Below are 21200 nucleotides of genomic sequence, written 5' to 3'. Positions count from 1 at the left end.
ATCATGGCCCAAGCAGTATTCAGGTGAACGCACATGAATGATTTACAGCTCGACGACTTCAAGACTGACGAAAATGCCGCCATGGTGTTGTTGGTGGACGATCAGGCAATGATCGGCGAGGCGGTACGGCGCGGGTTGTCGAACGAAGATAACATCGACTTCCACTTCTGTGCCGACCCGCACCAGGCCATCGCCCATGCGGTGCGCATCAAGCCGACGGTGATCCTCCAGGATCTGGTCATGCCGGGCCTTGATGGCCTGAGCCTGGTGCGTGAGTACCGCAATCATCCGGCGACCAAGGACATTCCGATCATCGTCCTGTCGACCAAGGAAGACCCGCTGATCAAGAGCGCAGCGTTCGCAGCCGGGGCCAACGATTACCTGGTCAAGCTGCCGGACAACATCGAACTGGTTGCGCGCATCCGCTATCACTCGCGTTCCTACATGACCTTGTTGCAGCGGGACGCGGCCTACCGCGCGTTGCGGGTCAGCCAGCAGCAGTTGCTTGACACCAACCTGGTGCTGCAACGGCTGATGAACTCCGACGGCCTGACCGGGCTGTCGAACCGCCGGCACTTCGATGAGTACATGGAGCTGGAGTGGCGGCGCTCGCTGCGTGAGCAAAGCCAGTTGTCGTTGCTGATGATCGACGTGGATTACTTCAAGTCCTACAACGACAGCTTCGGTCACCTGGAAGGTGATGAAGCCCTGCGCAAGGTCGCTGCGGCGATCCGCGATGCCAGCGCCCGCCCGTCGGACCTGCCAGCGCGCTACGGCGGTGAAGAATTCGCCCTCGTCCTGCCCAACACCTCTCAAGGTGGCGCGCGACTGGTAGCGGAAAAGCTGCGCATGACCGTGGAGGCCTTGAAGATTCCGCACAACTCACCGACCGAAGGCTCAAGCCTGACGATCAGTATCGGCCTGTCGACCATCACCCCGAAAGCCGGCAGCAACTGCCGCGAGTTGATCTCGGCGGCGGACAAAGGGTTGTACCTGGCGAAGCACAATGGGCGTAATCAGGTGGGGATCGGTTGATCGGGTGACACCTCACGCTCAGTAGGAGCTGCCGAAGGCTGCGATCTTTTGATCTTCGCCATTAAAAGCAACATCAAAAGATCGCAGCCTTCGACAGCGCCTACATGTGCTCGCCGTGATTCCCAAAACCATTCGCCGCTAAAGCCGCCAGGCGGGCTGCCGTGACAGCTTGATTACGTTATACTCGCCGGCTTTCAAAAGTTCGCCAACGAGTGCTGCCCGCCATGGAAATCAACCCGATCCTTAACACCATCAAGGACCTGTCCGAGCGCTCCGAAACCATTCGGGGGTATCTTTGACTACGATCAAAAGCATGAGCGTCTGACTGAAGTCAATCGCGAGCTTGAAGATCCGAGTGTCTGGAACAAACCTGAATACGCCCAGGAGCTGGGCCGCGAGCGCTCTGCGCTGGCGCAAATCGTCGATACCCTGGACGAATTGAACGCCGGTCTGGCCGATTGCCGCGACCTGCTGGACATGGCCGTTGAAGAAAACGACGAAGGCGCAGTGAGCGATGTCGTCGCTGAGCTGGCCCGTCTCGAGGAAAATCTGGCCAAGCTGGAATTCCGCCGCATGTTCAGCCATGAAATGGACCCGAACAACGCGTACCTGGACATCCAGGCCGGTTCCGGCGGCACCGAAGCTCAGGACTGGGCCAACATCCTGTTGCGCATGTACCTGCGCTGGGCCGACAAACGCGGTTTCGACGCGACCATCATGGAATTGTCGGCCGGTGAAGTCGCCGGTATCAAAGGCGCGACCGTGCACATCAAGGGTGAATACGCCTTTGGCTGGTTGCGTACCGAGATCGGCGTGCACCGTCTGGTGCGCAAGAGCCCGTTCGACTCCGGCAACCGTCGCCACACTTCTTTCTCGGCGGTGTTCGTCTCGCCAGAGATCGATGACAAGGTGGAAATCGAAATTAACCCGGCAGACTTGCGGATCGACACCTATCGTTCCTCCGGTGCCGGTGGTCAGCACGTAAACACCACCGACTCGGCCGTACGTATCACCCACGTACCGACCAACACCGTGGTCAGCTGCCAGAACGAACGTTCCCAGCACGCCAACAAGGACACCGCCATGAAAATGCTGCGGGCCAAGTTGTACGAGCAGGAAATGCAGAAGCGCAACGCGGCGTCCCAGGCGCTGGAAGACACCAAGTCGGATATCGGCTGGGGTCACCAGATCCGTTCCTACGTACTCGATGCCTCGCGCATCAAGGACCTGCGGACCAATATCGAACGCAGCGACTGCGACAAGGTACTCGACGGCGATATCGACGAATACCTGGAAGCCAGCCTGAAATCCGGGCTGTAAGACACACCGCGATCCCCTGTAGGAGCCGGCTTGCCGGCGATCCGCGGCCGCAGGCCGGGGACAACGAACCCGATGGAATATTTAAAGACATGAGCGACCTAGAACTCGACCCGCAAGCCCTGCAACAGGAAGAAAACTCCCTGATCGCCCTGCGCAAGGAAAAGCTTGCTGCCGAGCGCGCCAAGGGCAATGCCTTCCCGAATGACTTCCGCCGCGAAAACTACTGCGATGCCCTGCAGAAGCAGTACGCGGACAAGACCAAGGAAGAGCTGGCAGAGGCTGCAATCCCGGTCAAGGTTGCCGGTCGCATCATGCTCAACCGTGGTTCGTTCATGGTGATCCAGGACATGACCGGTCGCATCCAGGTCTACGTCAACCGCAAGACCCTGTCGGAAGAAACCCTGGCCGCGGTGAAAACCTGGGACATGGGCGACATCATTGCCGCCGAAGGCACCCTGGCCCGTTCCGGCAAGGGCGACCTGTACGTCGAAATGACCAACGTGCGCCTGTTGACCAAATCCCTGCGCCCGCTGCCGGACAAGCACCACGGCCTGACCGACACCGAGCAGCGCTATCGCCAGCGTTACGTTGACCTGATCGTCAACGAAGACGTGCGCCAGACGTTCCGCGTGCGTTCGCAAGTCATCGCCCACATCCGCAGCTTCCTGATGAAGCGTGACTTCCTGGAAGTGGAAACGCCGATGCTGCAAACCATCCCGGGCGGCGCCGCAGCCAAGCCGTTCGAAACCCACCACAACGCGCTGGACATGGAAATGTTCCTGCGTATCGCGCCGGAGCTGTACCTCAAGCGCCTGGTGGTTGGTGGTTTCGAAAAAGTGTTCGAGATCAACCGCAACTTCCGTAACGAAGGCGTTTCGACTCGTCACAACCCTGAATTCACCATGTTGGAGTTCTACCAGGCGTACGCCGACTACGAAGACAACATGGACCTGACTGAAGAACTGTTCCGCGAGCTGGCGCAGTTGGTTCTGGGCAGCACCGACGTGCCGTACGGCGACAAGGTGTTCCACTTCGGCGAGCCGTTCGTGCGTCTGTCGGTGTTCGACTCGATCCTCAAGTACAACCCTGAGCTGACCGCCGACGACCTGAACGACATCGACAAGGCCCGCGCCATCGCCAAGAAAGCCGGCGCCAAGGTGCTGGGCTTCGAAGGTCTGGGCAAACTGCAGGTGATGATTTTCGAAGAACTGGTCGAGCACAAGCTGGAGCAGCCGCACTTCATCACCCAGTACCCGTTCGAAGTGTCGCCGTTGGCCCGTCGCAACGATGACAACCCGAACGTCACCGACCGTTTCGAGCTGTTCATCGGTGGCCGTGAAATCGCCAACGCGTATTCCGAGTTGAACGACGCGGAAGACCAGGCCGAGCGCTTCATGGCGCAGGTGGCCGACAAGGACGCCGGCGACGACGAAGCCATGCACTACGACGCCGACTTCGTACGCGCGCTGGAGTACGGCATGCCGCCAACGGCCGGTGAAGGCATTGGCATCGACCGTCTGGTGATGTTGCTGACCAACTCACCGTCGATCCGCGACGTGATCCTGTTCCCGCACATGCGGCCGCAAGCGTAAACGTTTCAACTAAAAAGCCGCCTGAAATGGGCGGCTTTTTATTGCCTGTCTGGTACAAACGTATCAAATGGTTACTTTAGAAGTGAGAGAGGAGTTCCTGTCGTGAACCGTGCAATGGCTCAAGAAGGTGCAGCGGGTATCGCCACTGCGGTCGCTGAAAGTGTTCAGTACCAGGGTCGCAAGGCCAGCCGACAGGGCAGCGAACAGCGTCGACAGGACATTCTCGATGCCGCCATGCGCATTGTCGTGCGTGATGGCGTGCGCGCCGTCAGGCACCGTGCAGTGGCTGCCGAGGCGCAAGTGCCGTTGTCGGCCACCACCTACTATTTCAAGGATATCGATGACCTGCTCACCGATACCTTCGCCCAATACGTCGAGCGCAGTGCGGCCTACATGGCCAAGCTGTGGGTCAACAATGAGGGTCTGCTGCGGGAAATGATTGCCCGTGGCGACGGCAGCCCCCAGGCGCGTTCGACACTGGCGGACGACATTGCCCGGCTGATGACCGATTATGTGCACCGGCAACTGGTTACCCGTCGTGAGCATTTGATGGCCGAGCAGGCGTTCCGCCAGGAAGCGCTGCTGAACCCGCGCCTGGCCGAATTAGTACGCTCGCATCAACAGATCCTGTTGCAGGGTTCTTGCCAGCTTTTCCAGGTATTGGGTTCTCACGAGCCGAAACAGGATGCCAAAGTGTTGACGTCTATAATCGGACGGATGGAATATCAGGGCCTGCTCAACGACGCCGAGCCGCTCGCCGAAGAGGAAATGCTCGGCATACTGACGCGTTATATGCATTTGGTGCTGGCGTCGGTATAAGCAATTCCCGTAGGAGCTGCCGAAGGCTGCGATCTTTTGATCTTGATCTTCTTGATACCGCTGCAACGCAAGATCAAAAGATCGCAGCCTGCGGCAGCTCCTACATAAGCATATGTGTTCAAAGGGAGTGTTGAATGAAAGCCTGGCGTGTCGTTGTGATCGCCTTGTCGTTCCTGTTGCTCAGTGGCTGCCTGGTGACTTTCAAGGAACCATTGCCCACCCGCGAGCCCGCGCCCAAAGGGTTGCTCGGTAAATGGACCAGCACCAACGCCTGGGGTGAACCGGTCAATCTGGAGCTGACGCGCGTCGGTGACAATCGCTATCAGGCCGTCAGCTATTTCCGCGCCAAGCCCAAAGAGCGCGAAGCCTATCCCTTCACGGTGACACGCCACGGCAATCGCTGGTATTTGTCGGCGAAAGTACCGGCGCAATTCGGTGGGAACTTCACCATTGCCGGCTTCGAAATCACCGACAAGCATGAATTGGTGGTCTACAACCTCGATCTTGAGCAGATCAGGCAGGCGCTCACGCAAAAAGCCTTGAGCGGCCAGAATTTCCAGACTGACGATGGCGATGGTGTGTTGATCGAAAACAGCATGGACCAGGTGTCCGCGTATCTCGACGATCCGGCCAACTCCGATGTGTTCGTCGAAGTGGTGCGTTACCAGCGCCAGGCCAAAGCCAAATAAATTCAGCACATAACGGTTCTACAGGAGTTTCGGGTGGACGATTACCAGCAGTCGATACGCATTTTGTCCGATCGCATTGTGCTGGCGCAGACGCCGATCCGCGTCCTTGACGCGGTCAAATGGGACGAAAACATTCGCAAGGGTTTCCTCAAGGCCAAGGGCAAGGAAATGCCGGCGGTGGACCGCGATTACTACCTCAACCGGCCGCTGGCGTTCGATTCCAGCAAAGTGAAGCTGGAATTCCAGAACATCGAACGCGACATCACCCGCCAGCTCGGCCAGTTCAACCCGGTCGGGCAAATCATGCGGCGCATGTGCAAGGAATACCGCATGGTGGTGCGCATGCTCGAAGCGCGTGGCACCGAAGATTTCGGTCTGATTTCGCAAGAACTGTACGGCGCCGCGTCCGATGCGTTCCACGCCGGCGACCCGACCCTGTCCGACCTGGGCATGATGTTGTCCGAGTACCTGAACAACATCGACGGTCGTGGCGACCTCAAGGATGAGCCGAAGACCCTGACCGCCAAGGACGCCGTCCATCTGCTGCAAACCCGCTTGAACAAAGTGTTTGGCGAAGCCGAGGAAACCATTCGGGTGTTCGAGTCCGACGGGATCGTCGCCGATGCGGCAGCCGGCGCCGACTACATCAAGATCCGCACCGATGCGATGTTCAACGAACGCGACGTGCGTGCGCTGGAAGTCCACGAAGGGCTGGTGCACGTCGGCACCACGCTCAATGGTTTGAACCAGCCGATCTGCACCTTCCTGGCCAAAGGCCCGCCCTCGTCGACGGTGACCCAGGAAGGTTTGGCCATCCTCATGGAAATCATCACCTTTGCTTCCTACCCGAGCCGCCTGCGCAAACTGACCAACCGCACCCGCGCCATCCACATGGTGGAGGAGGGCGCCGACTTCCTGCAGGTGTTCGAGTTTTTCCGCGAGCAAGGCTTCGAGATGCCCGAGAGTTACAGCAACGCCAGTCGCGTTTTCCGCGGTTCGGTGCCGACAGGTCTGCCATTTACCAAAGACTTGTCCTACCTCAAGGGCTTCATCATGATTTACAACTACATTCAGCTGGCTGTGCGCAAAGGCAAGCTGGAACAGATCCCGCTGCTGTTCTGCGGCAAGACCACGCTGGAAGACATGCGCACGTTGCGCCAGTTGGTGGATGAAGGGCTGGTGGTGCCACCCAAGTACCTGCCGGAACAGTTCCGCGACATGAACGCGTTGTCGGCGTGGATGTGCTTCTCGAACTTCCTCAACCACCTGAGCCTGGACCGGATTGAGGCGGATTACTCGAACATTTTGTAAGACCAGTGATGTCCCCTGTGGGAGCGAGCCTGCTCGCGATAGCGGTTTCACATTCAACATGAATGTTGTCTGATTCACCGCCATCGCGAGCAGGCTCGCTCCTACAGGAGTGTGTATTTCAACCACGATTTTGCGAGGTTTCACCGGATGAGAATCCTCGGCACCCTCTGCCTTCTACTGGCCCTGAGCGGTTGCAGCTCCTTGCTGTTCTACCCCGAACCCGGCCAGTTGTTCACCCCGGAAAAAGCCAAGCTCGAATACCGTGAAGTCACCCTGATTACCGCCGATGGCCTCAAGCTGAACGCCTGGTGGTTGCCGGCGAAACAGGGTGTCGAAGTCAAGGGCACGGTGCTGCACCTGCACGGCAACGGCGGCAATTTGCCGATGCATCTCGGCGGCAGCTATTGGTTGCCTGAGCAGGGTTATCAAGTGCTGCTGATGGACTATCGCGGCTACGGTTTGTCAGAGGGTAAACCGAGCCTGCCGGCGATCTATCAGGACATCGATGCCGCGTTCAAATGGCTCGACCAGGCGCCCGAGGTCAAGGGCAAGCCGCTGATCCTCCTTGGCCAGAGTCTCGGCGGTTCGATGGCCGTGCACTACCTTGTGCAACACCCCGAGCGACAGAAGCAGCTCAAGGCATTTGTCATGGATGGCTTGCCCGCCAGCTACCGCAGCGTCGGTCAGTATGCGTTGAGCAACTCATGGATGTTCTGGACGTTCCAGGTGCCGCTGTCCTGGCTGGTGCCGGACGGTGACAGCGCGATCAACTCCATGGCGCAGCTCAATGGTGTGCCGAAGCTGATCTTCCACAGCATCGATGATCCGATCGTGCCTCTTTCCAACGGCATCCGTCTGTATCAAGCTGCGCCGCCGCCGCGGGTCCTGCAACTGACCCGAGGTGGTCACGTGCAGACGTTTGCCGACCCGGTCTGGCGTACCGTGATGCTGCGCTATCTGGAGGATCCGCAGCATTTCAACGGCCTGCGCCGCTTGGGCGAAATTCCCAATTACCCGGCACCCCCGAATTCAGAAACCGAACCCTCAGAGAGCCCGCAATGAGTGAAGAACGTAACGCCATCCCGCTGATCATCACCGGTATCTGCAGCATCCTCGGCACCGTCGGCGCCCTGTGGTGGTACGGCTACCTGCATTTCGCCAAGCCCGAGGATGCGTTGCTGCTCAACGAATTCACCATGCTCAAGACCGTGCCGGGCGAAGACTACAAAGTCTCCCTGGAGCCGGCCGCGCAGGTGGCGCAGTGCATCGATGGCGTGCTGGTGTTGTTCGACACCGAACAAAAAGGCCTGACCGGCGTGCTGGTCAACGACCGCAAAAAAGCCGTGCGGTGCATGGGCGAGGAAACGCCGCAGAAGCTGGAGCAGTAAATCAATTCCTGAAGGCAGCCCAGAACCAATGTGGGAGCCAGCCTGCTGGCGATAGTAATTGAACATTCAACAGTGATGTTGACTGGTCCACCGCAATCGCCAGTAGGCTGGCTCCCACAGGTTTTTGTGTGATGACGACTTACTGGGTGTAGGAGCTAACCGCCGAACGCGGCATCACGGGTTGGTTGTCATTGGAAATGGTCACTTCCACCCGACGATTCTGTGCCCGACCCGAAGTGCTGGTGTTATCCGCCACCGGGTATTCCTTGCCATAACCCTGAGCGACGATGCGAGTCGGGTCGACGCCCATCTTCACCAGTGCCATGCGCACAGAGCTGGCGCGACGTTCCGACAGCGACAAGTTGTGCGAGGCCGTACCCGTGCTGTCGGTGTAGCCTTCGACAATCACTTTGCGGTCCGGGTTTTCCTGAAGGTACTGCGCCAGTTTGTTGATGTTCATCAGACCGTTGGATTTCAGCTCGGCCTTGTCGGTGGCGAACAGCACGTCACCGAAAGTGACCAGCGTGCCGCGATCGGTTTGCTTGGCGTTGAGGCTGTCCTGCAACTGTTTGATCTGTTGATCACGCGCGTCGAGGCGGGCCTGCGCTCGTTGCGCCGAGGCGTTTTTCAGGTTGGCTTCGGCGGTGCGCAGTGCGATCGTCTGCTTGGCGACTTCAACGCGCTGGTTGGTCAGGTAGGCCAGTTGATCAACTTTGGCCTGATCTTCCTTGTCCAGATACGCCTTGTCAGCCTTGTCCAGGTAGTCGCTCGCTTCCTTGGTTTCCAGCGCCGCGACTTTGCTCGCCTGTGGGTTGGCTTGCAGGCCGGAATAGTTGGAGCGGGCCTGTTCAAGGTTGGCGTTCGGTGGCGTGGAGCAGGCAGCCAGGGCAACGCTTGCGGCCAGCAGGGCAGGGATCATCAAATGTTTGGAATTCATGGTTTCGTCCTTTTAGTCGATTGAGAAATACGTCATGCCGCGCCGTTACTGAACGGTGCGCTGGCTTTCCTGACGCAGTTCCTGAACCCCTTTCTGAGAGTCCTTCACAGACTGTTCGGCCTTCATTGCCTGAGCTTTGCGCTCGGCTACGCGAGCATCCCACTCAGCCTGTTCGGCGAGCATGCGGGCCTGGTCGTATTTTTTGTCGTGCATGGCGATTTCGGCTTGCTTGAGCTTGTCCTGCGCCGACTTCATTTCCACGGCGGAGAATTCGGTGCCGCCAGCACTGACCGCGTCGTTGACCGCCGACTCGGTGACGGCGAATTGTTCGGTGGGCGGGTTGCCGGCACAACCGGCCAGCACGAGGCTGCTGCCGATGGCGAGGGCCGCCATTTTCAGGCCATGTAACGGGGTAAACGAGGATTTGCCAGTTCTGGTTTTCATGGTCTTCAACTCCATTGGACTACTTCCTGAACAACGTGAACATCCATCCTGGGCAAGGAGCCGCAACCGTCATTTTCGGGTCGTTTTGAAACGGCCGTCCCAGGCGTGGTTACTTGGGTTGACCCGAGGCGTTTTTTGAAAGTTCAGAGAAATTAGCCAGCTATCGAAAAAAAACGTGATCGAGTCGACAGGGCTTTAGCTCGAAGATTTAAGAAAGGAAGAGCGGCATGCCGGACCTTTTGCAGGCCCAAACGCACGCACTTTAGAGGTGAAATACAGGCCACTGTGGGAGCGGACTTGCCCGCGAAAGCGTCGTCTCTGCCAACGCAAATGTTGAATGTAAAATCGCCATCGCGGGCAAGCCCGCTCCCACAGGTTCGGCGAGTATTCAATGTTTTTGTTTGTCGTTACCCGCCGACAAATCGTGCAGATGACGGCGCGACAATGCAAGAAAACGCGGGGTCGGGCCGATGTCTTCGTACAGCGGGTCACCTTCTTCGTCCGTGGCGACCACCGTCGAGCCTTTCACATACGGGAAGCTTTTTTCGAGCTCTTCCAGGGCGGCGCCGATCAGCTCGCCAAGCAACTCTTCGGGATGCCGTTTGGGGTACATCTCGGTAATGGCCGCCAAACGTGCGGCGGCTTCGACGTCCAGGTGAATCGTGTAGCCAGTCTTTGTCAGGCGACCCTTGGCGTTTTCTTCCCAATGCTGGGCGAGTTCACGGATTTTCATAATTACCTCATTGCGCGCCTGCTCGTGGCAGGCCGGGGGAGTGTCCGGCGTTGGCCGGCGACAGCCGTTGTGCGGCTTACTCTTCAGACTAGCTTCAACGCACAAGGTTTAAAGGCACTTCGTCGTCTGGCTTGTAAGACGACGTCTGGAGCGGCACTCTTGAAGTTCTTGGCCGCCCGGATTCTTTGCTGGAGAACTGCTGATGACCGATATTGATGCACGCTTGCGCGAGGACGTTCACCTGTTGGGTGAGCTGTTGGGCAATACCATTCGTGAACAGTACGGGGACGGCTTCCTCGACAAGATCGAGCAGATCCGCAAAGGCGCCAAGGCTGACCGTCGCGGCTCCATGGATGCCGAGCTCAGTGCGAGCCTCAACCAGTTGAGCGAAGACGAGCTGCTGCCGGTGGCGCGGGCGTTCAACCAGTTTCTCAACCTGGCCAACATCGCCGAGCAGTACCAGTTGATCCACCGTCGCGAAGAGACCCAGGAGGCACCGTTCGAATCTCGGGTACTGCCGGAACTGCTTGCACGCCTGCGTGCTGAAGGGCATGGCGCCGAGTCGCTGGCCAGGCAACTGGGGCGACTGGAAATCGAACTGGTGCTGACCGCGCATCCGACTGAAGTCGCGCGGCGCACGCTGATTCAGAAGTACGACGCCATCGCCGCACAACTGGCAGCCCAGGATCACCGCGACCTGACCAGCGCCGAGCGCGAGCAGATCAAGTCGACGTTGCAGCGCCTGATCGCCGAAGCCTGGCACACCGAAGAAATCCGCCGCACGCGACCGACCCCGGTTGACGAAGCCAAGTGGGGTTTCGCGGTGATTGAGCATTCGCTGTGGCAGGCCATTCCCAATTATCTGCGCAAGGCCGATCAGGCCCTGCACGCGGCTACCGGCCTGCGTTTACCGCTTGAGGCCGCGCCGATTCGCTTTGCCTCGTGGATGGGCGGCGACCGCGACGGTAACCCTAACGTGACGGCGAGCGTGACCCGCGAAGTACTGTTGCTGGCGCGCTGGATGGCGGCCGACTTGTACCTGCGCGATGTCGATCGTCTCGCCGCAGACCTGTCCATGCAGCAGGCCAGTGACGCGCTGAAAACCAAGGCCGGTGACAGTGCCGAACCCTATCGCACGGTACTCAAGCAACTGCGTGAGCGCCTGCGGGCCACGCGCAATTGGGCGCACACGGCGTTGACCACGCCCACGGTTGCTCCCGCCGATGTGCTGCAAAACAACCGCGAACTGCTCGATCCGCTGGAGCTGTGCTACCACTCGCTGCATGAGTGCGGTATGGGTGTGATCGCCGACGGCCCGCTGCTCGACTGCCTGCGCCGGGCGGTGACCTTCGGCCTGTTCCTGGTGCGGCTGGACGTGCGTCAGGACTCGTCGCGACACAGCGCGGCCATGACCGAAATCACCGATTACCTGGGTCTGGGTCGCTATGAAGACTGGGATGAAGAAGCACGCATCACGTTCCTGACGCGTGAACTCAACAACCGTCGGCCATTGCTGCCGGCCCACTACAAACCGTCCGCCGACACTGCCGAAGTGCTGGCGACGTGTCGGGAAATCGCCGCCGCGCCGGGGGCGTCCCTCGGGTCGTACGTGATCTCCATGGCCGGTGCCGCTTCCGATGTGCTGGCAGTGCAACTGCTGCTGAAAGAATCCGGCGTGGTACGGCCGATGCGCGTGGTGCCGCTGTTCGAAACCCTGGCTGACCTGGACAACGCCGGGCCGGTGATCGAAAAACTGTTGTTGCTGCCGGGTTATCGCGCACGCCTGCAAGGCCCGCAGGAAGTAATGATCGGCTACTCCGACTCGGCCAAGGACGCCGGGACCACTGCAGCGGCGTGGGCGCAGTACCGCGCGCAGGAACGTCTGGTCGAAATATGCCGAGAACAACAAGTGGAACTGCTGTTGTTCCACGGCCGCGGCGGCACCGTGGGCCGCGGCGGCGGTCCGGCGCATGCGGCGATTCTGTCGCAGCCACCGGGTTCGGTGGCGGGGCGTTTCCGCACCACCGAGCAGGGGGAAATGATTCGTTTCAAATTCGGCCTGCCGGACATCGCGGAACAAAACCTCAATCTGTACCTGGCGGCGGTGCTGGAAGCGACCTTGCTGCCGCCACCTCCGCCCACGCCGGAATGGCGTCACTTGATGGACGAATTGGCCGCTGACGGTGTCAGCGCTTATCGCGCCGTGGTGCGGGAAAACCCTCAATTCGTCGAGTACTTTCGCCAGTCGACCCCGGAACAGGAGCTCGGGCGCCTGCCGCTGGGCAGCCGCCCGGCCAAGCGTCGCGCGGGGGGGATCGAAAGCCTGCGGGCCATCCCGTGGATCTTCGGCTGGACCCAGACGCGCCTGATGCTGCCGGCCTGGCTGGGTTGGGAAGCGGCGTTGAGCAAGGCACTGGAACGCGGCGAAGGCGAACTGCTGGGGCAAATGCGCGAGCAGTGGCCGTTCTTCCGCACCCGTATCGACATGCTGGAAATGGTCCTGGCCAAGGCCGACACCGATATCGCACGTTCTTATGATGAGCGGCTGGTCGAGGCGGACCTGTTGCCGTTGGGCGCGCACTTACGCGACCTATTGTCGCAGGCGTGCTCGATCGTGCTCGGGCTGACCGGTCAGTCGCAACTGCTGGCACATAGCCCAGCCACCCTGGAATTCATCCGTTTGCGCAACACCTACCTCGACCCGCTTCATCTATTGCAGGCCGAGTTGCTGGCGCGTTCACGGCAACAGGAGGTGGCGCAGGGCAGCCCGGTGGAACAGGCGCTGCTGGTGTCTGTGGCGGGGATTGCCGCCGGTTTGCGTAACACCGGCTAAGGTTTTTGTCGCTGCACGAGGCATCCGGAACAAGGGCCGGATGCCGCTGGACGGCGCGGGTAAAAGTGCTGCCAAGCGACAGTTAATGATGGGGTTGCGACTAGGGGAACCGCGTCCAAAGGTCACAGCCGACGCTGGTTTCTCCGACTTTTGGCGGCTTGTGTGGGCGCAGCCTGCTGTGTATCTTGATCAGCCTTTGGCCGTTTGGGCGGTCACGACCCTATTTTTGAGATTGGCCCCACGAGGCGAATCTGACGTTATCTATATAAAAAATTGAGGAGCACATCGATGCGCGTCATTCTGCTGGGAGCTCCCGGGGCCGGTAAAGGTACTCAGGCTAAGTTCATCACCGAAAAATTCGGCATTCCGCAAATCTCCACCGGTGACATGCTGCGTGCTGCGGTCAAGGCCGGCACCGAACTGGGCATCAAGGCCAAGAGCATCATGGATGCCGGCGGCCTGGTCTCCGATGACCTGATCATCGCGCTGGTCAAAGACCGCATCGCTCAGGCTGATTGCGCCAACGGTTTCCTGTTCGACGGTTTCCCGCGCACCATTCCTCAGGCTGAAGCCCTGGTGACTGCCGGCGTCGAGCTGGATGCAGTCGTCGAGATCGCGGTCGAAGACGAAGAGATCGTCCAGCGTATCGCCGGTCGCCGCGTTCACGAGGCCAGCGGCCGCGTGTACCACGTTGTCTACAACCCGCCGAAAATCGCCGGCAAAGACGACATCACCGGCGAAGAGCTGGTGCAGCGCAAGGACGACACCGAAGAAACCGTGCGTCATCGCCTGTCGGTCTACCACTCGCAGACCAAACCGCTGGTGGATTTCTATCAGAAACTGTCGGCCGCCAATGGCAAGCCGAAGTACAGCCATATCGAAGGCGTCGGCTCGGTAGAAGCAATCACCGCCAAGGTGCTTGCAGCCCTGAGCTGAAAAGTCTGACCCGCTGCATCATCTACGGCCCGCTTGCGGGCCGTAGTTGTTTATACTGACGCACTTTTTTCTGACCTCTTGCTACGGATACATCGATGAGCACCTTGCTGGCCCTGGACACCGCGACTGAAGCTTGCTCCGTTGCCTTGCTGCATGACGGCAAGGTCACGAGCCATTACGAGGTGATCCCGCGCCTGCACGCGCAGAAGCTGCTGCCGATGATTCAGCAATTGCTCGCCGACGCCGGCACCACCCTGCAAGCGGTCGATGCCATTGCGTTTGGTCGCGGGCCGGGTGCATTTACCGGTGTGCGGATTGCCATTGGCGTCGTCCAGGGCCTGGCGTTTGCGTTGGATCGCCCGGTATTGCCAGTGTCGAACCTTGCCGTGTTGGCGCAGCGTGCTTTGCGTGAGCACGGTGCCAGCCAGGTCGCGGCGGCCATCGATGCGCGCATGGACGAGGTGTATTGGGGTTGCTACCGCGAGACGGCAGGGGAGATGCGATTGGTCGGCGCGGAAGCGGTTTTGCCACCGGAATCGGCCGCATTGCCAACTGATGCCAGCGGCGAATGGTTCGGCGCCGGTACCGGTTGGGGCTATGCCGAGCGCATTGCCGTCAGCCTGAGCAGTCAGGACGCGGGCATGCTGCCGCATGCCGAAGACCTGCTGACCCTGGCGCGGTTTGCCTGGGCGCGGGGGGAGGCGATTGTGGCGGATGAGGCGCAGCCGGTTTATTTGCGTGACAAAGTGGCGACGCCCAAGGCGCGTTAAACCTTCAAGATCGCATTCCCTCGTAGGAGCTGCCGAAGGCTGCGATCTTCTACAGGCACCACCAATCGTCGTCTTCTAACCGGAGCTTTTAAACCTTTTCCCTTTTATGTGTTCTAGTTATCACTCGGCGGTTTGCGAAGTGGGCTATGCGCCACTAAACTGCCATCACTGATACCGAGCATGCACTTATGCGTATAGACGGCGTTTCCTCTCAGTCCTACCCCATCAAGCGCAAGCCTCGCAAAGGCCATGTGGTGGAAGACGAGTCCGTCGATATCGAAGGTGAGCCGGAGTTTCCGTCTGAAGAGCAACTGGCCTCGCGTGCCGCCAAAGCCGCTGCGCAACGCCTGAGCAATCTCCCTGCCCGTCAGCAAGACATGCTCTATCACCGCGCGATGAGCAAAAGCGTGGCAATGGCCCTGGCCAGCTACCTCAGCACTGCCGGTTTCGTTGATTGGGATGCGGAAGTGCTGGGTCTCGACCTGTACATCTGATGTTGCTGCCTTACTACCTCGGCTGCCCATCCTGGAGTGAAAACGCCTGGCGCGATTATCTGTATCCGCCAGACGCCAAACCCGCTGATTTTCTCAATCTCTATTCCCAAGTATTCAACGCCGTGGAAGGCAATACGACCTTCTACGCGAGCCCGGCTGCCAGCACCGTGCAGCGCTGGGCCGACACCATGCCCGAACACTTTCGCTTCACCGCCAAGTTTCCCGGCGACATCAGCCACGGCGGTGACTTGCGTGATCAACTGACCGCCGCCGAAACCTTCACCCGTTTACTCAGCCCGTTGGGCCAACGGGTCTCACCGCTGTGGCTGCAATTATCAAAAAGCTTCACGCCACAACGCTTGCCCGAACTGGCCGCGTTCATCGATGCACTTGAGCGGCCATTGGCGGTGGAAGTGCGGCATGACGATTTTTTCGCCAAGGGTGACAGCGAGCGAATACTCAATCGCCTGTTGCTGGACCGTGGTGTCGAGCGCATTTGCCTCGACCCGCGCGCCCTGTTCAGCTGCACCTCGACCGACCCTTCTGTGCTACACGCGCAATCGAAGAAGCCTCGTGTTCCACCTCGTCCGGCAGCCTTTACGCAATTCCCGCAGGTGCGCTTCATTGGTCATCCCGAACTTGAGGCTAACGATCCGTTTCTGCTGCCATGGGTGGAAAAAATTGCCCTGTGGATCGAAGAGGGCCGCACGCCGTATATCTTCCTGCACACCGCCGACAACCTGCTGGCGGCGAAACTGGCGCAACGTTTTCACAGTCGCCTGATGCAACGTTTGCCTGGCTTGCCGGCGCTGCCTGAGCTATACAGAGAACCCGCCGCCGAGCAACTTGGCTTACTCTGAAGGCGGATTCGTTCGCCTTTTTCAGGAGCCTGCCAATGGATGCGCAAACCCTTCGAGCCCAAGCGTTTAAAGCCTTGCACGAACGTGACGGGGCGTTTGTGATTCCCAATCCATGGGATGCCGGTTCGGCAAAAATGCTTGCCGGTCTGGGCTTTGAGGCGCTGGCGACCACGAGTGCCGGCTATGCCTTTTCCCAGGCGCGTCCCGACGGCGGGCTGACCCTGGACGACACGTTGGCAAACGTGCGGGCGATTGTTGCCGCGACCGATCTGCCGGTGGCAGTGGACCTGGAAAACGGTTTTGCCGACGACCCGGCCGAGTGCGCAAAAAGCATATTGCGCGCGGCGGAGGCGGGTGCCGTTGGCGGTTCGATAGAAGATGCCACGGGCCGTGAGGGTGCTCCGATCTATTGTTTCGAGCATGCCGTGGCGCGCATCGAAGCGGCTGTCGCGGCCGCCCGCAGCTTGCCTTTCCCTTTCATGCTGACGGCCCGGGCCGAGAACTTCCTGCATGGCAATCCGGACCTGGACGATACGATTCGCCGCTTGCAAGCCTTCGCCGAAGCCGGGGCGGACGTGTTGTATGCGCCAGGCTTGCGCAGTGCTGAAGACGTATTGGCGGTGGTGCGAGCGGTGGCGCCGAAACCGGTCAATGTGTTGATGTCCGGCGGTTTGAAACTCTCCGTGCAAGAGCTCAGCGAAATGGGCGTCAAGCGCATCAGTGTCGGTTCGGCGCTTGCATTGGCGGCGTTGGGCGAGTTCTATCGCGCTGCCGAAGAGATCAAGACGTCCGGAACCTTCGGCTTCACGTCGCGCTCGATGCCGTACGCCCAGGCCAATCAATTGTTCAAAGGCTGACGATGCGGTTCCGCGGGTGGCTGCTGTTGGTGGTGTTGATCATCGCAGCGACGGGGGTGGCGGTTTGGCGCGGTTGGCTGGCAGTGCCGCCACAATGGAATCCATGGGCACCGCTGGACGTGAAGGCCACACCGAACCTGCTGACCCGCTACAAACTGATGCGCCTGCGCGATGACCCGCAACTGTGCGAACAGGCCTTGAACAGTTCCGGCCTGCGCGTGACGCCGCAGGCCGACAGCCCCGACGCCAAATGCCCGCTGAGTGATGCTCTGCGCGTGCAGGGCGGTGATGTGGCCCTGAGCAGCAGCTTCCTCGCCAGTTGCCGGCTCGCAGTATCGTTCGCGCTGTTCGAACATCACGCCCTGCAACCGGCGGCGCAGCTGGTCTACGGGCAAGCAGTGGCGCGGGTCGACCACCTCGGCAGCTTTGCCTGTCGCAATGTCTATGGTCGCGAGAATGGCCGACTCAGTCAGCACGCTTCGGCCAATGCGCTGGACATCGCCGGTTTTCGGCTGGCTGACGGTCGAACCATCAGCGTGCTCAAGGATTGGCCCAAGGCTAATCAGGACGCGCAGTTTCTGAGGCGGGTCCGCGATGGCGCCTGCGGCTTGTTCAGTGTGGTGTTGAGCCCGGATTACAACGCCGCCCACCGCAATCACTTTCACGTGGATGTCGGGTCGTGGTGGCTTTGTCGCTGAAGAGGTCGTTGAGGGTTAAGCGGCGAGGCGCAGGTTCTGCAGGATGATTGGGCGTGCCCAGCCGTTATCGAAATCGAGTTGTTTCTGTTGTGCCACCAATTCTTCCGGCGAGAACGGCGGGAAGGGCTTGTCCAGCAGGTCGAGTTCGAACTCGGCGATCGGCAGGTGCAGCGGACGCGGTTGCGGTGCAGGGCCGGCTTCTGGCAGCGGTTGGCCCGCGGTCAACACGATCGGACGCACCCAGCCGCTTTCGAAATTTTGCTGTTGTTGCTGAGCAACGATTTCTTCCGGCGGGAACGGTGGGAACGGCTTGTCGGCCAGGTCCATCTCGAATTCGGCAATCGGCAGGAACAGAGGCTCCGGCGGGCGGATTTCGTTGTCCTTCACGTCGCATTCACGCTGGGAAACGATGTGCGCCAGCAGGTCGCTGCCCACGGTGGGTTCTACTGGGCTTTCGATATCGACCGGTGGGAAGTTCAGCGATTCAGGCAGCACTTCACCCGACTGTTCGGCCAGCGCTCGGGCAAAAAAATCCTGCCAGATGTGGCTGACGCCGCTCAGTGCCTGGGTGTTTCGCAGGTTGTAGTCGCCGTAGGGCGAGATAAAACCTGTGATTGTGGGTTGAATGTCTGACATTTCTCTCGGTCGACGCTCAGCTCTGGCAAAATGCTCGATAGTTTTGTTATCGGCCGTTTTTGCCGATCATTAATTTTTTGAGCGTGTTTTCTGATGAGTGATCAACCCGCGGCCTGCCGCATCCATGTCGAGGCGCTCGGCGTAGCCTTCGAACCACAAGCCGAACATTGGGCTGAGCGTTTGGGCTTGCCTTTGCAAGTGGCTGATGGTGAGTTCGCCTTGCAGGTGGGCGACATGGGCTTGCAGCTGCAACAGCTGGGGCCGGATGCACCGGGTCCGGTGCGGGTGGACTTCGTTGAAGGCGGCGCGGCGCATCGCCGGCTGTATGGCGGTGGCAGCGGGCAGATGATCGCCAAGGCCGTTGGCGTCGCCCAGGGCGTGCGCCCGCGAGTGCTGGATGCCACGGCGGGGCTGGGCAAGGATGCGTTCGTGCTGGCGAGCCTGGGTTGCGAGATGAGCCTGATCGAGCGTCAGCCGTTGATTGGTGCGCTGCTGGAGGATGGCCTGGCCCGCGGCGCGGAAGATTTCGACGTGGCCCCCATCGTGGCGCGCATGCGCTTGCTCAACGGCAATTCGATCGAGGTGATGCGCAATTGGGAGGGGGAGCCGCCGCAGGTGATCTATCTCGACCCGATGTTCCCGCACCGTGAGAAAACGGCGCTGGTGAAGAAGGAAATGCGCCTGTTCCGTCCACTGGTGGGCGATGACCCGGATGCGCCGGCCTTGCTTGAAGCGGCATTGGCCCTGGCCAGCCACCGGGTGGTGGTCAAGCGCCCGCGCAAGGCGCCTTGCATCGAAGGGCCGAAGCCGAGTCATGCGCTGGATGGCAAGTCCAGTCGGTATGATATTTATCCGAAAAAGGCGCTCAAGCCGTAAGACCGAGTCGCCGCCATCGCGGGCAAGCCCGCTCCCACAGGTTTTGTGTTGGGCTCAAGAAATGAGATCACCCCGGACCCTGTGGGAGCTGGCTTGCCAGCGATAGCGCCTGTTCAGACACAACAAGCCCATCAGGCTCACTCAGGCCGATAAGCCCGCATAAACAACTCCACCACTTCCCGCACATGACTCTCGGCGGCCTCGTCATCCAGCGGTTCGCCACAGCCAAACAGCAGCCGGAAATTCGCCGCGCCCTTGAGCAGGCAGAAGAAGTGTTCTGCCGCATTGCGGGGTTTGTCGATGCTCAGCACGCCGCTTTCATTGACCTTGCTCAGCAAGCGTTCCATACCGTCCAGCATGCGCTGAGGCCCGGCTTCGAAGAAGATCAGTGAGAGTTTCGGGTCCTGGCTGCCCAGCGCCATGATCAAACGGTGCAGGTTCAACGATTCGTCACTGTTGATCAGATGATGAAACCCGCGCGCGATGTTCAACAGCACGGGTTCCACCGCCACACCTTCCGGCAGTTCAAAAAACAGCGTCGGCAGTTGTTCTTCGCACTTGGCCATGACGGCGGCGGAGAACAGCGTCTCCTTGTCGTTGAAATGGCTGTAGACCGTCAGCTTTGACACCCCGGCCTCGGCTGCGACGGCATCCATGCTGGTGTTGGCATAACCCTTACTCAGAAACAGCGTTTTCGCCGCATCGAGAATGGCCTGGCGCTTGACCAAATCCTTGGGTCTGCCAGGGCCATTGGGTGCTGAAGGATTGTTCGGCATATTCGCTTTTATTACTGGACTGGTGAGTTTGGTATTAATAACATACTCGCCAGTATAATTATTCCAAGCACCATTAGCGAAAGGTCCTTCACCATGTTCCGCTATGCCTTGCCCCTCGCATTGCCAGTCACCCTGGCGTTTTTATTGACTGCGTGTGGTCACGAAGAGGCGCCGCAAGTCAGCGTGCGACCGGCCATGGTGATCCAGCCAGAGCCCTCGGCGCAGGCCATGGAAAGCTATCCCGGTGAAGTCCGTGCCCGCTATGAGCCGGATCTGGCGTTTCGCATCGGCGGCAAAGTCAGCCGACGACTGGTCGATGAAGGGCAGCGGGTCAAGGCCGATCAACCGCTGGCCGAACTCGATCCCCAGGACGTGCGCCTGCAACTGGAGGCCACCCGCGCCCAGGTCGCTGCCGCCGAAGCCAACCTGAACATGGTGCGTGCCGAGCGTGATCGCTACAAAACCCTGATGGATCGTCAGCTGGTCAGCCGCTCGCAGTACGACAATCACGAAAACCTTTACCGCTCCGGTGAAGCGCGTCTCAAACAAATCAAAGCCGAACTCAACGTGTCGTCCAATCAGGCCAGCTACGCGGTACTGCGTGCGCCGCAGGACGGCGTCGTGGCCAAGCGTGCGGTGGAAGTCGGGCAAGTCGTCGCAGCAGGGCAAACGGTGTTTACCCTGGCCACCGATGGCGAGCGAGAAGTCTTGATCAGCCTGCCGGAACAGAGCTTTGGCCGTTTCAAGGTGGGTCAGCCAGTGGCGGTGGAACTGTGGACGCAACCGGATCAGCGTCTCGCCGGGCGTATTCGTGAACTGTCGCCTGCGGCCGATCCAAAGTCCCGCACCTTCGCCGCTCGCATCGCATTCACCGGTGGCAAGGTCGCGGCCGAACTTGGCCAGAGCGCCCGGGTGTTCGTGCAGACCGCCGAAGCGGTGCCGTTGTCAGTGCCGCTTTCTGCACTGACGGCAGAAAACGGCGTGACTTATGTTTGGGTCGTCAGCGCCAACAACACCTTGAAGAGGACCCCGGTGCGGGTCGGAGCCTTCGGCGAGAAAACTGTCCCGGTGCTCGAAGGCCTCAACGCCAGCGACTGGGTAGTGGCCGCCGGCGTCCATGTGCTGCTCGACGGGCAACAAGTGCGCCCGGTGGATCGTTCCAACCGCGTGGTCAATCTGGCGGACAAGGAGTAATC

The 21200-nt window shown here is 60.0% G+C and carries 22 protein-coding genes; 17 read left to right on the top strand and 5 right to left on the bottom strand.

Features of this window, described 5'->3' with window-relative positions; all coding sequences use genetic code 11:
* Nucleotides 1–33: 33 nt before the first annotated feature.
* The 8 genes from KVG88_RS08415 to KVG88_RS08380 all read left to right on the top strand — a co-directional run bounded on the left by KVG88_RS08415 (nucleotide 34) and on the right by KVG88_RS08380 (nucleotide 8154).
* Entirely contained in the window at nucleotides 34–1035 is a 1002-nt protein-coding gene (locus KVG88_RS08415; protein ID WP_150702034.1) for a response regulator, read from the top strand.
* A 224-nt stretch (nucleotides 1036–1259) separates the two neighbouring features.
* Nucleotides 1260–2355 (top strand): peptide chain release factor 2 gene (prfB, locus tag KVG88_RS08410; protein WP_150702038.1). Its coding sequence is split into 2 segments (ribosomal slippage): nucleotides 1260–1331 and nucleotides 1333–2355, totalling 1095 coding nucleotides; the frame shifts between segments, so codons are not numbered across the junction.
* Nucleotides 2356–2444: 89 nt separating this feature from the next.
* The gene (gene lysS / locus KVG88_RS08405; protein WP_033047908.1) at nucleotides 2445–3947 is read left to right on the top strand and encodes a lysine--tRNA ligase; all 1503 of its coding nucleotides are present in this window, start codon (nucleotides 2445–2447) and stop codon (nucleotides 3945–3947) included.
* Nucleotides 3948–4049: 102 nt separating this feature from the next.
* A complete protein-coding gene (locus tag KVG88_RS08400) occupies nucleotides 4050–4766 on the top strand; it encodes a TetR/AcrR family transcriptional regulator (protein ID WP_191630468.1) in 717 nt (238 codons plus the stop codon).
* Nucleotides 4767–4900: 134 nt separating this feature from the next.
* Entirely contained in the window at nucleotides 4901–5455 is a 555-nt protein-coding gene (locus KVG88_RS08395; protein WP_217871065.1) for a hypothetical protein, read from the top strand.
* Between the two features lie 33 nt (nucleotides 5456–5488).
* Nucleotides 5489–6766, top strand: coding sequence for a flavohemoglobin expression-modulating QEGLA motif protein (locus KVG88_RS08390; protein WP_075946708.1), 1278 nt, complete (start codon nucleotides 5489–5491; stop codon nucleotides 6764–6766).
* A 147-nt stretch (nucleotides 6767–6913) separates the two neighbouring features.
* Entirely contained in the window at nucleotides 6914–7828 is a 915-nt protein-coding gene (locus tag KVG88_RS08385; RefSeq protein ID WP_217871064.1) for an alpha/beta hydrolase, read from the top strand.
* The gene (locus tag KVG88_RS08380) at nucleotides 7825–8154 is read left to right on the top strand and encodes a PA3694 family proteiin (protein WP_150702041.1); all 330 of its coding nucleotides are present in this window, start codon (nucleotides 7825–7827) and stop codon (nucleotides 8152–8154) included. The genes KVG88_RS08385 and KVG88_RS08380 overlap by 4 nt, the downstream gene beginning before the upstream one ends.
* Before the next feature lie 139 nt (nucleotides 8155–8293).
* Here KVG88_RS08380 and lptF read toward each other — a convergent pair whose 3' ends face one another.
* The 3 genes from lptF to KVG88_RS08365 all read right to left on the bottom strand — a co-directional run bounded on the left by lptF (nucleotide 8294) and on the right by KVG88_RS08365 (nucleotide 10268).
* The gene (gene lptF / locus KVG88_RS08375) at nucleotides 8294–9091 is read right to left on the bottom strand and encodes a lipotoxin F family OmpA-related lipoprotein LptF (RefSeq protein ID WP_150702042.1); all 798 of its coding nucleotides are present in this window, start codon (nucleotides 9089–9091) and stop codon (nucleotides 8294–8296) included.
* A gap of 45 nt (nucleotides 9092–9136) precedes the next feature.
* Nucleotides 9137–9550, bottom strand: coding sequence for a DUF4398 domain-containing protein (locus KVG88_RS08370; RefSeq protein WP_217871063.1), 414 nt, complete (start codon nucleotides 9548–9550; stop codon nucleotides 9137–9139).
* Nucleotides 9551–9923: 373 nt separating this feature from the next.
* On the bottom strand, nucleotides 9924–10268 hold the full coding sequence (locus KVG88_RS08365; RefSeq protein ID WP_056856277.1) for a hypothetical protein: 345 nt from the start codon (nucleotides 10266–10268) through the stop codon (nucleotides 9924–9926).
* Nucleotides 10269–10470: 202 nt separating this feature from the next.
* Between KVG88_RS08365 and ppc the strand changes: the two genes are divergently transcribed.
* The 7 genes from ppc to KVG88_RS08330 all read left to right on the top strand — a co-directional run bounded on the left by ppc (nucleotide 10471) and on the right by KVG88_RS08330 (nucleotide 17716).
* A complete protein-coding gene (gene ppc, locus KVG88_RS08360; RefSeq protein WP_217871062.1) occupies nucleotides 10471–13101 on the top strand; it encodes a phosphoenolpyruvate carboxylase in 2631 nt (876 codons plus the stop codon).
* A 288-nt stretch (nucleotides 13102–13389) separates the two neighbouring features.
* Nucleotides 13390–14037, top strand: coding sequence for an adenylate kinase (gene adk / locus KVG88_RS08355; RefSeq protein ID WP_150702045.1), 648 nt, complete (start codon nucleotides 13390–13392; stop codon nucleotides 14035–14037).
* Nucleotides 14038–14132: 95 nt separating this feature from the next.
* Entirely contained in the window at nucleotides 14133–14807 is a 675-nt protein-coding gene (gene tsaB / locus KVG88_RS08350) for a tRNA (adenosine(37)-N6)-threonylcarbamoyltransferase complex dimerization subunit type 1 TsaB (protein ID WP_217871061.1), read from the top strand.
* A gap of 188 nt (nucleotides 14808–14995) precedes the next feature.
* Complete coding sequence (locus KVG88_RS08345) at nucleotides 14996–15301, top strand: hypothetical protein (protein ID WP_150702047.1); 306 nt, start codon at nucleotides 14996–14998, stop codon at nucleotides 15299–15301.
* Nucleotides 15301–16161, top strand: coding sequence for a DUF72 domain-containing protein (locus tag KVG88_RS08340; protein WP_217871060.1), 861 nt, complete (start codon nucleotides 15301–15303; stop codon nucleotides 16159–16161). The genes KVG88_RS08345 and KVG88_RS08340 overlap by 1 nt, the downstream gene beginning before the upstream one ends.
* Nucleotides 16162–16196: 35 nt before the next feature.
* Nucleotides 16197–17018 carry an isocitrate lyase/PEP mutase family protein gene (locus KVG88_RS08335; protein ID WP_217871059.1) on the top strand — a complete coding sequence of 274 codons (822 nt, stop codon included), beginning with the start codon at nucleotides 16197–16199 and terminating at the stop codon, nucleotides 17016–17018.
* Between the two features lie 2 nt (nucleotides 17019–17020).
* Nucleotides 17021–17716, top strand: a complete 696-nt coding sequence (locus tag KVG88_RS08330) for an extensin-like domain-containing protein (protein WP_217871058.1) — start codon at nucleotides 17021–17023, stop codon at nucleotides 17714–17716.
* 15 nt (nucleotides 17717–17731) lie between these two features.
* On the opposite strand, the gene KVG88_RS08325 is transcribed toward KVG88_RS08330, so the two are convergent.
* The gene (locus tag KVG88_RS08325) at nucleotides 17732–18352 is read right to left on the bottom strand and encodes an energy transducer TonB (protein ID WP_150702051.1); all 621 of its coding nucleotides are present in this window, start codon (nucleotides 18350–18352) and stop codon (nucleotides 17732–17734) included.
* Nucleotides 18353–18445: 93 nt separating this feature from the next.
* Between KVG88_RS08325 and KVG88_RS08320 the strand changes: the two genes are divergently transcribed.
* Entirely contained in the window at nucleotides 18446–19228 is a 783-nt protein-coding gene (locus tag KVG88_RS08320) for a class I SAM-dependent methyltransferase (protein ID WP_217871057.1), read from the top strand.
* A gap of 137 nt (nucleotides 19229–19365) precedes the next feature.
* Here KVG88_RS08320 and KVG88_RS08315 read toward each other — a convergent pair whose 3' ends face one another.
* The gene (locus KVG88_RS08315) at nucleotides 19366–20004 is read right to left on the bottom strand and encodes a TetR/AcrR family transcriptional regulator (protein ID WP_150702053.1); all 639 of its coding nucleotides are present in this window, start codon (nucleotides 20002–20004) and stop codon (nucleotides 19366–19368) included.
* 93 nt (nucleotides 20005–20097) lie between these two features.
* On the opposite strand from KVG88_RS08315, the gene KVG88_RS08310 reads away from it, so the two are divergent.
* Nucleotides 20098–21198 (top strand): efflux RND transporter periplasmic adaptor subunit, encoded by a 1101-nt coding sequence (locus KVG88_RS08310; protein WP_217871056.1) that lies wholly within the window; start codon nucleotides 20098–20100, stop codon nucleotides 21196–21198.
* The last annotated feature ends 2 nt before the right edge of the window (nucleotides 21199–21200 follow it).

Origin of the sequence: Pseudomonas azerbaijanoccidentalis, from assembly GCF_019145495.1 — a bacterium.
Lineage (GTDB): Bacteria > Pseudomonadota > Gammaproteobacteria > Pseudomonadales > Pseudomonadaceae > Aquipseudomonas > Aquipseudomonas azerbaijanoccidentalis.
Note: the sequence above shows the minus strand (reverse complement) of the source record. Positions and strands in the feature narration are given on the sequence as shown.

What these genes read in the sequence shown, in the direction of transcription:
- KVG88_RS08330 (WP_217871058.1), top strand. Translation starts at nt 17,021, where the DNA reads ATGCGGTTCCGCGGGTGGCTGCTGTTGGTGGTGTTGATCATCGCAGCG.
- adk (WP_150702045.1), top strand. Translation starts at nt 13,390, where the DNA reads ATGCGCGTCATTCTGCTGGGAGCTCCCGGGGCCGGTAAAGGTACTCAG.
- lptF (WP_150702042.1), bottom strand. Translation starts at nt 9,091, where the DNA reads ATGAATTCCAAACATTTGATGATCCCTGCCCTGCTGGCCGCAAGCGTT.
- KVG88_RS08395 (WP_217871065.1), top strand. Translation starts at nt 4,901, where the DNA reads ATGAAAGCCTGGCGTGTCGTTGTGATCGCCTTGTCGTTCCTGTTGCTC.
- KVG88_RS08340 (WP_217871060.1), top strand. Translation starts at nt 15,301, where the DNA reads ATGTTGCTGCCTTACTACCTCGGCTGCCCATCCTGGAGTGAAAACGCC.
- KVG88_RS08415 (WP_150702034.1), top strand. Translation starts at nt 34, where the DNA reads ATGAATGATTTACAGCTCGACGACTTCAAGACTGACGAAAATGCCGCC.
- KVG88_RS08310 (WP_217871056.1), top strand. Translation starts at nt 20,098, where the DNA reads ATGTTCCGCTATGCCTTGCCCCTCGCATTGCCAGTCACCCTGGCGTTT.
- KVG88_RS08380 (WP_150702041.1), top strand. Translation starts at nt 7,825, where the DNA reads ATGAGTGAAGAACGTAACGCCATCCCGCTGATCATCACCGGTATCTGC.
- ppc (WP_217871062.1), top strand. Translation starts at nt 10,471, where the DNA reads ATGACCGATATTGATGCACGCTTGCGCGAGGACGTTCACCTGTTGGGT.
- KVG88_RS08320 (WP_217871057.1), top strand. Translation starts at nt 18,446, where the DNA reads ATGAGTGATCAACCCGCGGCCTGCCGCATCCATGTCGAGGCGCTCGGC.
- KVG88_RS08335 (WP_217871059.1), top strand. Translation starts at nt 16,197, where the DNA reads ATGGATGCGCAAACCCTTCGAGCCCAAGCGTTTAAAGCCTTGCACGAA.
- lysS (WP_033047908.1), top strand. Translation starts at nt 2,445, where the DNA reads ATGAGCGACCTAGAACTCGACCCGCAAGCCCTGCAACAGGAAGAAAAC.
- KVG88_RS08345 (WP_150702047.1), top strand. Translation starts at nt 14,996, where the DNA reads ATGCGTATAGACGGCGTTTCCTCTCAGTCCTACCCCATCAAGCGCAAG.
- KVG88_RS08385 (WP_217871064.1), top strand. Translation starts at nt 6,914, where the DNA reads ATGAGAATCCTCGGCACCCTCTGCCTTCTACTGGCCCTGAGCGGTTGC.
- KVG88_RS08370 (WP_217871063.1), bottom strand. Translation starts at nt 9,550, where the DNA reads ATGGAGTTGAAGACCATGAAAACCAGAACTGGCAAATCCTCGTTTACC.
- KVG88_RS08315 (WP_150702053.1), bottom strand. Translation starts at nt 20,004, where the DNA reads ATGCCGAACAATCCTTCAGCACCCAATGGCCCTGGCAGACCCAAGGAT.
- KVG88_RS08365 (WP_056856277.1), bottom strand. Translation starts at nt 10,268, where the DNA reads ATGAAAATCCGTGAACTCGCCCAGCATTGGGAAGAAAACGCCAAGGGT.
- tsaB (WP_217871061.1), top strand. Translation starts at nt 14,133, where the DNA reads ATGAGCACCTTGCTGGCCCTGGACACCGCGACTGAAGCTTGCTCCGTT.
- KVG88_RS08325 (WP_150702051.1), bottom strand. Translation starts at nt 18,352, where the DNA reads ATGTCAGACATTCAACCCACAATCACAGGTTTTATCTCGCCCTACGGC.